Source organism: Terriglobus albidus, assembly GCF_025685425.1.
GTDB lineage: Bacteria > Acidobacteriota > Terriglobia > Terriglobales > Acidobacteriaceae > Terriglobus > Terriglobus albidus.
Genome location: NZ_JAGTAS010000052.1, coordinates 138,981 through 153,904 on the forward strand (window position 1 = coordinate 138,981; position 14,924 = coordinate 153,904).

Annotated in this window: 10 protein-coding genes; 5 read left to right on the plus strand and 5 right to left on the minus strand. The window is 58.1% G+C overall.

Going from position 1 to position 14,924, the window contains the following annotated elements:
• Nucleotides 1-218: 218 nt before the first annotated feature.
• The 4 genes from ftsA to OHL21_RS11850 all read right to left on the minus strand — a co-directional run bounded on the left by ftsA (nt 219) and on the right by OHL21_RS11850 (nt 8,043).
• Nucleotides 219-1,448: a cell division protein FtsA gene (gene ftsA / locus OHL21_RS11835; protein ID WP_263417478.1), complete on the minus strand. Its 1,230-nt coding sequence runs from the start codon at nt 1,446-1,448 to the stop codon at nt 219-221.
• Nucleotides 1,445-2,788, minus strand: a complete 1,344-nt coding sequence (locus tag OHL21_RS11840; RefSeq protein ID WP_263417479.1) for a cell division protein FtsQ/DivIB — start codon at nt 2,786-2,788, stop codon at nt 1,445-1,447. The genes ftsA and OHL21_RS11840 overlap by 4 nt, the downstream gene beginning before the upstream one ends.
• 225 nt (nt 2,789-3,013) lie before the next feature.
• A complete protein-coding gene (gene murC / locus OHL21_RS11845; protein ID WP_263417480.1) occupies nt 3,014-4,393 on the minus strand; it encodes a UDP-N-acetylmuramate--L-alanine ligase in 1,380 nt (459 codons plus the stop codon).
• 98 nt (nt 4,394-4,491) lie between these two features.
• Entirely contained in the window at nt 4,492-8,043 is a 3,552-nt protein-coding gene (locus OHL21_RS11850) for a TonB-dependent receptor (RefSeq protein WP_263417481.1), read from the minus strand.
• Between the two features lie 546 nt (nt 8,044-8,589).
• On the opposite strand from OHL21_RS11850, the gene OHL21_RS11855 reads away from it, so the two are divergent.
• The gene (locus OHL21_RS11855; protein WP_263417482.1) at nt 8,590-9,810 is read left to right on the plus strand and encodes a pyridoxal phosphate-dependent aminotransferase; all 1,221 of its coding nucleotides are present in this window, start codon (nt 8,590-8,592) and stop codon (nt 9,808-9,810) included.
• An 84-nt stretch (nt 9,811-9,894) separates the two neighbouring features.
• Entirely contained in the window at nt 9,895-11,115 is a 1,221-nt protein-coding gene (locus OHL21_RS11860; protein WP_263417483.1) for a dipeptidase, read from the plus strand.
• Between the two features lie 297 nt (nt 11,116-11,412).
• Here the strand turns inward: OHL21_RS11860 and OHL21_RS11865 are convergent, their stop codons facing one another.
• Nucleotides 11,413-11,952, minus strand: a complete 540-nt coding sequence (locus tag OHL21_RS11865; protein ID WP_263417484.1) for a hypothetical protein — start codon at nt 11,950-11,952, stop codon at nt 11,413-11,415.
• 302 nt (nt 11,953-12,254) lie between these two features.
• Between OHL21_RS11865 and OHL21_RS11870 the strand changes: the two genes are divergently transcribed.
• The 3 genes from OHL21_RS11870 to OHL21_RS11880 all read left to right on the plus strand — a co-directional run bounded on the left by OHL21_RS11870 (nt 12,255) and on the right by OHL21_RS11880 (nt 14,920).
• A complete protein-coding gene (locus OHL21_RS11870) occupies nt 12,255-13,265 on the plus strand; it encodes a YncE family protein (protein ID WP_263417485.1) in 1,011 nt (336 codons plus the stop codon).
• Between the two features lie 306 nt (nt 13,266-13,571).
• The gene (gene rbfA / locus OHL21_RS11875; RefSeq protein WP_263417486.1) at nt 13,572-13,949 is read left to right on the plus strand and encodes a 30S ribosome-binding factor RbfA; all 378 of its coding nucleotides are present in this window, start codon (nt 13,572-13,574) and stop codon (nt 13,947-13,949) included.
• Nucleotides 13,946-14,920, plus strand: a complete 975-nt coding sequence (locus tag OHL21_RS11880; RefSeq protein ID WP_263417487.1) for a DHH family phosphoesterase — start codon at nt 13,946-13,948, stop codon at nt 14,918-14,920. Before rbfA ends, OHL21_RS11880 begins: the two co-directional genes overlap by 4 nt.
• The last annotated feature ends 4 nt before the right edge of the window (nt 14,921-14,924 follow it).

The following is a 14,924-nucleotide window of genomic DNA, read 5'->3' on the forward strand; positions in this document are numbered from 1 at the left end:
GCGTGCAAAGAAATGCGGAAAAGCAAATGACGGTTATCAAAGTCGATTCCTGAGGCCGAATCAGGACCCAACGCCATAGCTGTATCGCGAATATCCCACCCATCGCGTATCGGGGACCCCGACGAACTTCCTTCGTTGGGGTGATTTGCGATGGATGGGGCACCCAGGACCGGGACCTGCCGTAGATCAAGGCTTCATTTGGCGTTGGATGACACACACTACATCGTGCCGGCGAAGATCGCCTTCAGCTTGGCGCGAAGGCCCATCTCTTCACTGGCACGGCGCACCTGCGTGCGATGTGTATACAGCAACATGCCAATCAGAGCCGCAAACTCCGGCTGCGCCAGCTCCTCGGGCATGCGTGACAGCGGTACCGGATAGCCAACGCGTGCCGGTACACGCAGCATGCTCTCAGCGACATCCAACAGGCCAACCAGCTTGGCCGAGCCACCGGTCAGAACCAGGCCGGCGCCGAGCGCTTCCAGCACACCGCCCTGCCGCAGGTTCTCTCGCAGCATCTGCATCAGCTCACGCGCTCGCGGCTCAAGAATCTCCGCCAGGTAGCGATGACGTACGATGCGTGCCGGCTGTCCTCCGCTGAGCGCCAGGTTGCCGCCAATCTCAATCTCATTCAACTGCGGCACACTCGTCACAACACAGTTGCCCCAGACCTGTTTCAACTGCTCGGCCTCTTCAACGGGCACATGGAGGCCGACCGCAAGATCGTTCGTGAAGTGATCACCGCCGATCGGCAGTACAGCCGTATGCGCGACCGCGCCCTCGAAGAAGACCACCATCTCTGTAGTGCTGGCCCCGATATCCGCAATGCAGACACCGAGCTCGCGCTCATCGGCACTGAGAACAGCCTCAGCCGCGGCAATGCCCTCATAAACTGTGTCCAATACCTCGAGGCCGGCCTTGTTTGCGCAGGTCACAACCGACTGCGCAACACCTCCGGAGCAGGTGGAGAGGTGAAGGTTTACTTCAAGCTTCGTACCCACCATCCCGACAGGATCATGGATACCCGGCTGGTCGTCCAGGATGAACTCCTGTGGCAACAGGTGCAGAATCTCGCGATCCGCCGGCAAAGCCACGGAGCGTGCGCGATCTACAGCCGCCTTGACTTCTTCGCGCGTGATCTCACGCATGCGACTGCCCATGCTGATGCCACCGCGGCTGTTGACGCCACGCACATGCATACCGCCGACGCCAACGATAGCTGTCTCGATCCCTGCCTTGGCTGTACGTTCGGCGGCAAGCGCAGCGCGATTGATCGCATCTGCGGCCGGGCCGAGATCGGCGATCAGCCCCTTGCGCATGCCTTTCGACGTCTCAATGCCGTGGCCGCGATAGCGCAGCACGCCGTCCTGAACCTCGCCCACCAGCACGCAGCTCTTGGAGTTACCTGCATCCAGAACCGTAATCAGAGTCTCTTCACGAGGTTTCACCGGGCCACCCCCGCGGAGGGCACGGTGGAATGTGCCGGCTGACTCAACAGATCCTTTGACGGACGAGCCACCTGTCCGGGTTTGGCAATTGGCATCTTCCACTTCACGGCCGGCTTTGCGGGCTGCTTTGGCGCGGGTCCGGCAAGACGGATGGCAACATCATCCGGAATACCGGAGCTAGTGTCCCGCACCGGAGCTGCACTCGCGACTGCCTGTTGCGGCTTCGCGGCGACGGGCCGCGGCGCAGCAGCCTTGGTTACGGACGCCTTCGCTGTAACAACAGGCTTGCTCTTTGGCGCAGGCAGCTGCGGAGCAGGTGTGGCTGCAGCGACCGGCTTTACCGGAGCATCTTTAGCCGGAGTGACATCTGCGGCAGCAGAAGCCGGCGGAGGGCCTCCTGCATCCTTTGCCATCTCCAGAACGACCTGCGTCTCATAGCGCATATCCGCGGAAGCCAGTCTTGGATACTGCTGCTTCCACTCCGGCAGATGTTGCTGATACTTCTGGTAGCGCTCCAGGAACTTGTCATCGCCAAAGTGCACCAGTACTTCCATCCCGTGATCGGGGATGAGCGCCTTCACATCTTCGGGATTGCTGACATCCACTTCGCTGACCTGGTCGCTGATCTTTGCGCCTCCGCCATCAAGGTCGGCAATGAAGCGCTGGTAGAGCTTCATGCGGGCGGCGCGGGTGCCAGTGGGCTCGTTGGCCACAATCCCGGTGACCACGGGGAAAGAATAGCGTGGATCGCCCGCCGCATCGGCCGGCAGATCCAGAATGACTCCATTGGCGTCGACCAGGCGAATGCCGTCGGGTTGGCGTAGATACGCAACGGGGGTACGTTCCACCACGGCGACACGGAGCCGATTCGGCAACAAGCGCATCACAGTGGCATGCTCCACCCAGGGCAGTTCCTCCAGTTGCGCGCGGCGGTCTGTAAGCGGTACGCGAAAGATATTGCGTTCTACATCTTCTCCAAAGATGCTGAGCATCTGCGGCCGGGAGACATGCGTATTGCCGGCAATCTCAATCGATGCCGAGCTTGCGATGCGAAACCGGTCATCCCGGAGAAGATAGTTCCTCGCCATGAGGAATGCGCCTGTCATGCCGCCGAGCGTGAGTACCAGGCCTGACGCGGCCGCGATGCGGCCCCACTTTGTTTGCGGTAAAAGCCCCTTCCGCACGCGGACGCGCTGACTCGCGCGAAAAAACTCCGCGTCGTCATCGGCAAAATCATCCTCAGAGCGGCGACGCCTGCGGCGGTCGACCTCCTGGTTCGGGTACGAATCGGCTACAGGGTCAGCGTGTTCCGAGGCGCGTTTTGAAAAAAAATCTGGCATCAGGCAAAACGAAATACAGGGAGAAATGCCGCAAACGTGCTCGCGAATCCGCTTCGACTATAAATTGACAAAGCAGGAATTCAGCCGCGCGCGTATCCGGGAAGATACCTCTTTCGAGCATTTTCCCTGTTGCTGGGGATTTCGGAAGAGGCGTGCAGCGGCGTTTTTGTTGCGGAAAACGCCCATAGATGCAGAAGCCTTACTCTACACCTACTGGGAAATGCTCTATGCGCTCGCTTCCAGTTTTGACAACAACAGCGCTCCGGCGTGAGAGACATTCCCTGCTCCCAGGGTCAGGATGACGTCTCCTTCACGGGCTTCCGTTGCCAGTGCCTGCACCGCCGCTTCCATGCTTTCAGCGTGAGACACAGACGGATGCCCGGTAAGGCGAACCTCCTCCACCAGCGCCGGAGTATTCACGCCGGGGATGGGCTGTTCGCTGGCGGCATAGATGTCGAGCACCTGCAGCACATCTGCATCACCAAAGGAACCGGCGAACTCCGCCATCAGATCGCGGGTACGGGTATAACGATGCGGTTGGAAGAGCACCAGTACGCGTCCGTAGCCGCATTCCCTGGCGGCGCGAAGGGTCGCCTGCACCTCGGTGGGGTGATGACCGTAGTCGTCGACGATCGTGATGCCGCGAGCCACTCCTTTAATCTGGAAGCGGCGATCGACTCCGCGAAACGCAGCAATTCCCTCGATGAGCTTGTCATCCGTCACTCCAAGCTGCACCCCGATGGCCACTGCCGCGGTCGCGTTCAGCACGTTGTGCTTCCCGGGAACATGCAGCTCCAGCGGCCCGATCACACGTCCCTGATGGACTACCTGAAAGCACGCGTGGGAGCCCGCTGTGCGCGGCAGCATCTTTAACCGGAAGTCGGCCTCTTCGCGCTCGCCGTAGGTATAGATGCGGCGGCTCGCCCGCGGCAGGATCGCGCGCAACAGGTCATTGTCGATGCATGCTGTGACTGCTCCATAGAATGGCACGCGGTCCATAAAGGTAATGAAGGCGCCTTCGACATCTTCCATGTCGCGGTAGCAGTCCATATGCTCCCGGTCGAGATTGGTCACGACGGCGAGGACGCTGGGGAGCTTGAGGAAGGAGCGATCGCTCTCATCGGCTTCGGCTACCAGATACTGTGAGGTCCCTAGGCGGGCATTCGAGCCCAGAGCAGCGACACGCCCGCCGACCACGACTGTCGGGTCCAGGCCTCCGGCGGCCAGCACCGAGGCCACCATCGAGGTAGTAGTGGTTTTGCCATGCATACCGGCAACGGCGATGCCGTACTTCAGCCGCATCAGCTCGGCCAGCATCTCGGCGCGCTGAATGACGGGAACCTTACGCGATCTTGCATCCAGCACTTCAGGGTTGTCTTTGGCTACGGCAGAGCTGGTCACCACGACATCGGCCTCGGCGGCATTCTCCGCACGATGCCCTTCAAAGATCACAGCGCCGAGCTTTTCCAGCCGGTCGGTCACGGGCGAGCGCCGCAGATCGGAGCCGGAGACGGAATATCCCATCGTCAACAGGATCTCCGCAATCCCACTCATACCGATGCCGCCAATGCCAATAAAGTGAACCCGTTGTGTTGGTGCAAACATAGGTTTCACTGTATCAAGGTGAGGAGTTCTGGCCCTGTGGACACAAAACAGAAGGGCGCGGATTGCTCCGCGCCCCTTCCGGTTATGTCACGTTCCGGTTAGAACATGATCTTCCCACCCAGCGTGATCAGACGCGGGAAGTTGATGGCGTTGGTGGATACCTGGCCGAAGGAAGAGGAACCCACTTTCAGGGCTGCCGAGGAGATCGCGAACTGCGGTGTATTGGTCAGGTTCATGAACTCCGCACGGAACTGCATGGTCACGCGCTCCGCATGGAAATCCTTGAAGATAGATGCATCCACGTTCCGGTATCCGGGAGCCTGGCAGCTGCCGATGGTACGAGGAGCGTTGCCATTGTTCCCCTGTCCCGGGTCCGCAAAGGCGCTGGTATTGAAGAACAGCTTATTGCCATTCTGGCCATTGCGGCTCTGAACCGAACCGGAGGTGCATACGTCCACTCCCGGAACCAGATTCGGACGCTGCACGGCATTTCCGTAGCCGGAGTTGTTATTCGTATTCAACTGAATCGGAACCGGCCCGCCCTGCTGTGCGACGAAGGTTGAATTCAGATCCCAACCGCCAACCGCGAGATCAATCCAGCGGTTGTGGCTGAGGTAGGCGCGGCCTCTTCCGAATGGAAGCTGCCAGGTACCGGCAGCCGTATAACGAAGAGGCGTATTGTTGATCGCGCGAGCATACTCACCATTCAGGTTGTAGATATCCTGCGGTCCGTTGTTGCCGGGGTTCAGGCTGCTGCCCTGACCGAAGCTGGAGTCCCAGTTCGAGGACCAGGTCAATGCCGTCACGAAGGTTGCGCCGTGCGCCATCTTCTTCTGGGCCTTGATGATCATTGAGTTGTACAAGGACTTCGAGTTGCTCGGCTGAATACTGACGGTCGTAAATTCAGGGAATGGTTTGCAGAGCTGCGAGTTGGCTACGGTTGCCGCAGCGATCGCTCCGATTCCACCCTTATTGTAGTAAGGGTTGGAGCTTTTCGCGTTGAGGAAGGTTGCAGCCGAAGCACCGGTGTTGGCAGGGCAGGCACCCTGGCCGTAAGGAATTGCGCCCAGGTTGACCTGATCCAGGTTATAGGTGGTGCCGTTGCCAGGCAGCAGGTTACGTCCCTTCGAACCGACATACCCCAACTGCAACGCCACACCGTATGGCAGTTCACGCTGGATATCGAGCGAGTACTGCTGCACCACCGGCGACCGGCGATTCTGATCGATCGTCGTGAGAGCGTCGCCAAGTCCCTGCGAATATCCGAGCGAATTACCTACAGGCTGGTTGATTCCGTTCGGATAAGGGTTCGCGAGGGAGTTTGCCGGCGTATTGTTGCTGTCGTTAGAGGCAACATACGAGGTGGTCGACACATAACCAGGAGCCAGCGAGGCGCTCGTGGAGTAGTAGATCGGAGCATAAAAGACGCCGTATCCGGCACGAACAACCGTCTTCTGGTCAAGAGAGTAGACCAGGCCGATACGTGGAGCGAACTTCGTATTGCTGTTGTTGCAGCAGGTAGTGGGGTAACCGTTCTGGCCGGCGAACATGATACCGCCCTTGGTCGCTACGCCAGAGGTAGAAGAAATTGGATTGGAGACAGTACGGTCGAAACCGATCGCGTATTTATTGTTCCGCTCGTGGACTCCAGGCTCATATTCATAACGTAGACCGGCATTGAGGGTCAGCCGGCTGGTTAAGCGGTAATCATCCTGGATATAGAAGGCATGGTACGGAACATTGAGTGCGATCTTGCTGGCGATCTGTACCTGGCCGGTTGTTGGGTAGCCGAGCAGCAGGTCGGCAATATCGGCACCAGTGGCGAGACCACCTACGTTTTTCGAGTTCGCATTGATAGCGGTAAAGGTGTTGTTGAAGGTAAAGAAGCCATTACCATTGCTGACGTTGGTGAAGTCTACGCTGATGGAACGGTAGACGTAACCACCTTTCAGTGACTGTTTACCGAGCGACTTGGAAATGCCTGCAACGAAGTTGCGAGAGTAGAACGCCGCCGGTCCGGAGTTATTGGTTCCCAACTGTGCATTGATCTGTGTCAGCGTCACTCGCGGAAACGACTTCTTCTGAAGCGCGCTTACATAGCTGGAAGGTAGACCGAGCTGCGTCTGATCGTAATTATTGGTAAGGTCGAGGGTGTTGTTCGGGAAGCGATTGAACCCCCAGCCAACCGTCAATACCGTCGTCGGATTCAAGGTATAGGTCGTGTTGACGGTGGTGGCGTCTACCTTACGGTAGAGCAGGTAGGAGTTGGTATCACCCGCAAACGAACCCAGCGGATTACCACCTGGCTCCTTCGAGCCATAGTGCATATAGGAGATGTTCGCAGCCCAACGTTGGGTGATCTGATGATCGAGCTTGCCAACGAACTCGTCCGCCCGGTCGCCAAGAAGATCCGTTGGACGGAAGTTGGTACCACCATAGGAAGTAGTCGCTGTGCAGATGGAAGTGCAGGTCGGCAGCGCGGCAAGGATCTTCTGGCCGATCGCAGACTGACGGCTGGAAGGAATGATATTGCCTGCGAACTGCGTACGATTACCCGTCGATCCAGTCGTCGCCGGATCATAAATCTTCAGTTGAGTTGTCCGCGCAACATCTGCATAGCTGCTGGAAAAATCACCGCTGCGCTCTGCCGCCGTTGGCAAATAGTAGTTCGTCGCCAGAGGAGAGCGCTGACGATAACCTTCTTCGGTCAGCCAGAAGAACGTCTTATCTTTGCCGTTGTACAGGTGAGGAATCACAACGGGACCACCAATGGATCCTTCATAGGTGTACTGCGTGATGTTCGGACGTCCGGTGCCGTTGTAGTTGTTGTTCCAGGTGTTCGCTGACCAGTTGGTCTGACGCGTTGTGCCGAGCAGGTTGCCGTGCAGCGTGTTCGTACCGCTCTTCAGCAGCGTGTTGAAGTTACCACCACCGGTACGGCCCATTTCTGCATCGTAGGTGTTGGTCTGGATCTTCATTTCCTGCACGGCGTCGACCGAAGGAATGATCACGGCTCGGTTGGAGAAATCGGTAACCGGTACGCCATCGATCTCGTAGTTATTGCCGTTGATCGGTCCGCCTGAAACGGAGATCGCCGATGAACCGGACTGGTCCTGGAAACGATTGAAGCGCGGATCGCCCGTTGCCGTCACGTTGGTGTTGAGCTTGGTGAGGAGGAAGGGATTGCGGCCCAGGTTGGGAAGATCCTGCAGCTTCTGGGTATCGAAGACCTGACCATTCGATGCGGTAGAGCTATCGACAAGCGGTGCGTCTGCGGTGACTTCAACCGTCGTGGACGAGGCGCCAACCGCGAGAGGGGTATCAATGGTCACCGTCTGCTGCGTGGCGACGTTGACGCCCTTACGGACATATGTCTGGAAGTTTGCCGAGGTCACCGTCAGATCGAAGGTGCCAGGATCGACGGCGCTGAACAGGTACTCGCCGGCTCCATTTGAAACCGCGGTACGTGCAATCTTGGTGTTTACATCGGTCAACGTAACGGTAGCGCCGGCAATTGCGGCACCCTGGGAATCAGTGACACTGCCTTTCAGCGTGCCGTAATAGGATTGCGCGAGCATGCCGGGTGCGAACATCAACGCCACCGCCAGCAGCCCCATCAGCCATTGGAAACGAGTACGGATAACAGCCACTACAACCTCCCTGAGAACTTCTTTTCGTGACACATGCCTTGGGCCACCGGCGGGTACACGTGTGCGCGCACACGGCGGCGGCAGTTCCGTGAGAAAGAACTTTGAGCGGCGACGAGATGCGGCTGTGCATCGACTTATGTCGATGTGCCGACACGACGCCCCTTGGCGTTTTCGCCTTGACTGTCAGTTGCTCTACAAAAAAGGACCGGTACTGCTTACAACTATCTCTGCGAATCTGCTCTTGCTACGACGGAAGAACAAACTTGAACTTACGAGACTGCTGTGAGGGTTCCGCATTGTTCGGCGCGGAACGAAACCACGTACATAGACTCCGGCAGCCTCCTGCGAGTCGTTCGGGCCCGAGGATGCTAACCGTAGGTTGGTGAGATTGGTTTGAGTCTGCCAGCACCCCGGTAACGTGTCAACGAATTTTTATATTGATCTCTTCATCTATTCGCATTCACTTGAAGATTTCTTCGACTTCCCTCAAGATTTGAAGACACCCGGCCCCCGCGATCCACGTGTTTTTCAACAAGGAGATATGTCATGTCGTCCCCGGTTTCCCGCCGCTCGTTCCTCTGTAGTATGGGTGCTGCCGCCGCCAGCATCCCGGTCCTCACCGAATCTCACTTTGCCTGGGCAGCACAACAGACTGGCGCAGCACCCGCAAAACAACCTTCACAGATGCAGATGATGAAGCAGATGATGGCCTCCATGCCGAAGGACGCCGTGCTCATCAATGCCAACGAAAATCCGCTCGGCCCCTGCGAGGCAGCCCGCACCGCCATCGCCGAAGTTGCCGCCAAAGGTGGACGCTACGACTTCCTGGAAATGTTTTCGCTCATGGAGGTCTTCGGCAAACAAAATGGTGTCGAGCCCGACTACGTTGCCGTCTATGCCGGATCGAGCGAGCCACTCCACTACTCCGTCCTGAAGTACACCGGACCCGACAAGCCACTGGTCACGGCCAACCCAACCTATGAGGCTGCGCAGCGCGCCGCTGCAATCGCCGGCGCCAAGACCATCACCAAAGAGCTCACCTCCACCTATTCTCATGACGTGAAGGCTCTAGCCGCCGCGGCGCCGAACGCCGGCGTGATCTATCTGTGCAACCCCAACAACCCGACCGGCACCATCACGTCACGTGAAGACATCCTGTGGCTGCTGGACAACAAGCCGAAGGAGACCATGCTTCTGGTCGACGAGGCTTACATCCATCTCTCCGATGCGAAGAGCGTTGTTGATCAGGTCAACACGCGCAAGGACATCATCATCCTGCGCACCTTCTCGAAGATCTATGGCATGGCGGGTATCCGCGCCGGGCTTGCCGTGGCGCATCCGGAGGTCCTCAAGAAGCTGACCGAGTGCGGCGAAAATGCCATGGCGGTCACCTCTTCGATCGCGGCGCGCGTCTCCCTGGAAGACAAGGACCTGGTGCCCGCGCGCAAGAAGTACATTGGCGAGGCTCGCACCGAGACACTGAAGTTCCTGACCGACTGCGGATACAAGGTCATTCCGGGTTCGCAGTCCAACTGCTTCATGATCGATACCGGCCGTAACGGCCGTCAGGTGATGGCGGCGATGGCGCAGAAGAAGGTCATCATCGGCCGCACCTGGCCCATCTGGCCTAACGTCGTACGCATCTCCGTCGGCACCAAGGAGGATATGGCGAAGTTCCGTACGGCCTTCAAGGAAGTGATGGACACTCCGGTCAAAGCGGACCTCGAACAGATGGAACGTATCGCCGTTCCGGTGCACTTCTCCTGATCGCATCGAACCAGCCGCACAACGGCTCCGGTCACACCGGAGCCGTTTATCTTTTACTCATCCATCCCGCACAAGGAGTTTGTTTTGGTCTCTGCCCGTCGTATCGCCGCCGCTACCCTCTTGCTTCCCATGGCAGCCTTTGCTCAAAAGAAGGTGACCGATGCCGAGGTGAACAAGATCACCCGTGAAGCCATCCTGATCGACATGCATAACGACATCACCTCCGAGACGGTGACGGGATACGATATCGCCACGCCCAACAAGAAAGGACAGACTGACCTTGCCCGCATGAAAGGCGTGCTGGGAGGCGAGTTCTTCGCCGTCTATGTGGGAGCGAATTATGTCGAAGGAAATCACTCGGCGAACCGGGCGCTACAGATGATCGATACGGTGCGCCACGATGTTGTTGAGGGCCATCCGAAAGACTTCCTTCTTGCGACCACTGCCGCCGACGTCTATGAGGCGAAGAAGCAGGGCAAGATTGCAGCCTTGATGGGTATCGAAGGCGGACACGCCATTGAGGATTCTCCTCGCCTGCTGCGCGATTTCTACACCCTGGGCGTCCGTTACATGACGCTGACGCACTTCAACACCAATAACTGGGCAGACTCGCAGGGCGATATCGACAACCCAAAGGTGGAACACCATAACGGCCTCACGCCGCTGGGCAAAGAGATCGTCAAGGAGATGAACCGCCTGGGCATGATGGTCGATATCTCGCACACGGCAGACAAGACCTTCTGGGATGCCCTTGAAACCTCCACCGCGCCCATCATTGCATCGCACTCCGGCTGCCGCGCCGTCACCGGATACACCCGCAATATGACTGACGAGATGATTAAGGCGCTTGCAGCCAAAGGCGGCGTCGTCAATATCAACTTCGGTTGCGAGTTCCTTTCGCAAAGCTACTTTGAAGGCTCGCGGGAGTTGAATGCGAAGATCCGCCCGCAATATGAAGCAGCGCAGAAGATTAGCGATCCCAAGGAGCGTGAGGCCGCCGTGGATAAGATTCGCGAACAGTTCGCGGGAGCGCTTCCACCTGCAACCATTGACGATGTGGTCGCACATATCGATCACGTCCGCCAGGTTGCAGGCATCGACGCCATCGGCATTGGAACTGATTTCGACGGTGTGGCCTGTGTTCCCAAGGACCTTGATTCTTACGCGAAGTTCCCTAACCTGACGCGCAAGCTGCTGGAGAAGGGCTACACCGGGGAAGACATCAAGAAGATCTATGGAGCCAACATGCTGCGCGTGATGAAGGCTGTGGAAGATCGTGCCAAGGCGATTCAGTCAGGAAAGTAAACAATCAACTGACTTTGGAAGCAGTAGACACTCGTTGCCCCATTCTTCGCGGGTTTTATCGCGAAGGGTGGGGTCCCCGGCGAATTTGTTCGCTGGGGTTTAGCGTGGGGTATCGCGCTTTGCGCGACCGTATTTCTATAGCCCTAGCGTCGATTTGGCATCGATAGATAGAAGTGCTTTGGAAAATAAAGGCCGTGCCAATGTCCCCCAGGGACATTGGCACCCGATGCATGGGATCCAGAAATTATCGATGCGCCCTAACTACCGTGACTCCTTCGTTCTTGAGAAGTCATTCGCTTATCTCGCTTCTACTTCGGCGCTTTGTTCTGTGGCTGAAGTCTCGGAAGCTTCTTCGAGCTTTCCGCCTGCTCGTCCATAGTCCAGCAAGGACAAAGACAGAGTTCCCAGCCCGTAAGCACTGCTAATGGCAACGAGTCCCGTATCGTGCGCATGCAAAGCACTTTTCATCAGCTCCACAACACCGTAAGAGCATAGAAGCGCCGACAGCGCATAGGGATGTTTCAACACCGCTCCGAGGAACTTCGCGATGCCGAAACGCGATGCTGTGAGGCGCTGGCCAAATCGGCGCAGTTCATTCTGGAAACCCACAACGGCTGCGGCGGGAATGTAGCCAAGAGGCGTTCTCACCCGGTTCCAATCGATGTATCCCGCATGGAAACCACTTGCTGAAAGCAGCAGACTGCCCAGGATTACTCCCGCGGCATTGAGCCTGGGTGCGGCGACAGGATAACGGGGTTTCTGCCGAAGCGCATAGTCTGACGCAATCCAAAGGAAGCCAACCGCCGTATCAAGGTTCGGGTGGAGACCCCGTCTCAAGAGGAGACCGGTATTCCCTGCCATCAAACTGATAGCGGTAACGGTGGGAGCGGCACTGATTAGGCGACTTCGAACAGCGGCAAACAGGCAGTGACCTCGATAAGGCGACTCATCCAATTGTAGGGGAGTGCAGAAATCGCTACGCATTGCAGTGCTTGACGCGTTTCGAGTTCGTAACGGCCTCGTACAGCAAGCCTCCCTGAAATCTTTAACAACGCGTAACAAGACTTCAGGGTAAGTTAAGGCGGCGCAACGAAACTCAGTGTGCCGGTCAATCCCGAGCTCATCCTGGAGTCTTCGTCATGCGCTTGTTCCCGCTAGCAGGAACCGTTCTTCTCTCTCTTGCCTCCGTCTCTCACGCGCAGGCCTATCACATCGCGGACCACTGGCAGGTTGGCGGTCAGGGTGGCTGGGACTATATGCTCAGCGATGACGCCGCGCATCGCCTCTACATCGCTCACAACGCGCGGGTTGAGGTCGTCGACACTGCCACAGGCAAGCTGATCGGCGCTATTACCGGTCTGAAGAGCACGCATGGCGTCGCGCTTAATCCTGATGGAAAGACGGGTTATATCAGTGACGGCGCGGGCAATGCCATCGTCGTCTTCGATCGCACATCGCTCGCGGTGAAAGCAACGGTTCCTGCCGGAACGAACCCCGACGGCATCGCCTATGAGCCGACTACGAAGACCGTGTGGGCCTTCAACGGACGCAGCAAGAATGTCTCCGTCCTGGACACGAGCAATAACACCATCGTCGCCACCATTGCCCTTCCCGGCAAGCCTGAGTTTCCGCAGGCGGATGGCCACGGCGCTGTCTTCGTCAACATTGAAGATGCAAATTCGATCGTGAAGCTCGACGCCCAAGGCAAGAAGATTGTGGGCACATGGCCGCTGGCCGGCTGCGAGTCTCCTTCGGGCATGGCCATCGACAACGCCAAGCGTCGCCTGTTCTCAGTGTGTGACGGCAAGAAGATGGCTATCGTCGATTTCACCTCCGGCAAGCTGCTTGGCCTCGCATCGATCGGAGACTCGCCCGATGCAGCTGGTTTCGATGCCAAGACCGGCTTTGCCTTCTCTTCGAACGGCGAGGGTTCCCTGAGCGTTGTTGATACCAGCAAGGCGGGCTTCCCAACCATCCAGACGCTGCCCACGGCACGCGGCGCCAAAACCATGGCCTTCGACGCGGCCGCCGGGAAGATCTTCCTGGGCGCCGCCAAGTACGGCCCAGCACCAGCTCCGACGGCTGCCACACCTCGTCCTCGCCCAACGGTTCTTCCAGACAGCTTCGAAATCCTTGTCGTCAGCCGTTAGAGCAATTTCCTGTGGGTGTGCTGTAGGATTCCGCCTCTATGGGGCGTTGTCCGCAATGAAAACGCCGCTGCACTCCTCTTCCGGGATACCCAGCAACAGGGACCCTCCTCTGAGGGTCGTCGGTCGCCAAGAAATGTCATCCCATGAAAGGAGGCCTGCCGGGCGGGCCTCCTTTCATGTTTTCCGGAAATCTTATGGCTTGGAGAACCTGCCTCAGTCCCGGCGGCCGTAGAGCCATCGCAGCCTCTTAATTACGTTAGGCGTCAAGCGCCGACTCTGGTATCCTCACTGGTTCCCCAAGATTTTATGCCTGAGCAGCGAGCCAAAGCCCATCACCGCAACCGAGTCATCGGTACCCTTCGCGACGAGATCGCCATCATGATTGAAGGCGAACTCTCCGACCCACGCATCGGTCTCTGTCACGTCACCGAGGTCGTTCTTGCCCCTGGCGGCAAGTCAGCCCGTGTCTTTGTCTCTGTCGAAGGGGACGAAGCCACCGAACTTTCCACCCGTGAAGGCCTGATGGCCGCACGGGCGTACATCCGTTCCGAGATACGGGAACGGATGGGTGTACGACAGATTCCCGAGCTCACCTTCGTTATTGACCGCTCCGAAAAGCTCACCGCCCGGGTCGATGAGCTGCTCACGCGCACCAGGAAACGTGAGCGAAAGGCGGGTCAGTGACCTATTTTGCCGCCACTTCAGAGCTGTTAAATCAAATCCGCAGCCGGCAGCATTTCCTCATTACCTCGCACGCACGCCCTGACGGTGACGCCATCGGTTCCCTGCTGGCCACAGCAATGCTGCTGGAGCAGCTCGGCAAAACCTGTGACATGGTGGTCGCGGATCCCGTGCCCGCGATCTACCTGAATATGCCGCAGGTGGACCGCATCCGCGTCGCCACGTCCGTCGAAGGCCCCTACGATGCCGTCATTCTTCTTGAATGCGACTCGGTGGAGCGGTCGCGGGTTCGCGGCACCAATGGCACCTTTCTTATCAATATCGACCATCACTCCAGCGGACGGGAGTTTGCCGACTTCAACTGGATTGATCCGCAAGCATGTGCTGTGGCGGCAATGATCTATCACCTGGCGCTGGCGGCTGGAGCCACCATCACCCCCGAGATGGCGACCTGCCTGTATGCCGCCGTGCTTACCGATACCGGTTCATTTACCTTCGCGGGCACCAATGCGGACACCTTCGCTCTCGCCCGTGACCTGGTTCTCGCCGGGGCCAACGCAGCGTGGATTGCCCGTGAGGTCTACTTCACCAATCCGGCGCCCAGGATCCGCATCCTTGGAGCCGCCCTTTCCAAGCTCAATATCCAGGACAAACTTGCCTGGGCGTGGATCACGCTGGAAGACATGCTGGAAAGCACAGCCCAGGAAGAGGATTGCGAGGGCGTCGTGAACTATCTCATCTCCATCGCCGGAATCGACTGCGCAGTTTTTCTGCGGGAGCTGCCTCGGACCACTGCTAACAGCGGTCCTCAGTTCCGGCTCAGCATCCGTAGTAAAGGGCGAGCCAATGTAGCCCGGGTGGCTGAGCACTTCGGCGGCGGCGGACACTTGAACGCCAGCGGCTGCACGGTCGATGGCGACCTCGAAACCGTCATTGATCTGGTCGTCAAACGCCTCCAAGCCGAACTCTGTTAGCCTA

Bases quoted from the DNA above. Each gene is read 5' to 3' on its own strand.
- OHL21_RS11840 (WP_263417479.1), bottom strand. From the start codon at position 2,788: ATGCCAGATTTTTTTTCAAAACGCGCCTCGGAACACGCTGACCCTGTA.
- murC (WP_263417480.1), bottom strand. From the start codon at position 4,393: ATGTTTGCACCAACACAACGGGTTCACTTTATTGGCATTGGCGGCATC.
- OHL21_RS11855 (WP_263417482.1), top strand. From the start codon at position 8,590: ATGTCGTCCCCGGTTTCCCGCCGCTCGTTCCTCTGTAGTATGGGTGCT.
- OHL21_RS11870 (WP_263417485.1), top strand. From the start codon at position 12,255: ATGCGCTTGTTCCCGCTAGCAGGAACCGTTCTTCTCTCTCTTGCCTCC.
- rbfA (WP_263417486.1), top strand. From the start codon at position 13,572: ATGCCTGAGCAGCGAGCCAAAGCCCATCACCGCAACCGAGTCATCGGT.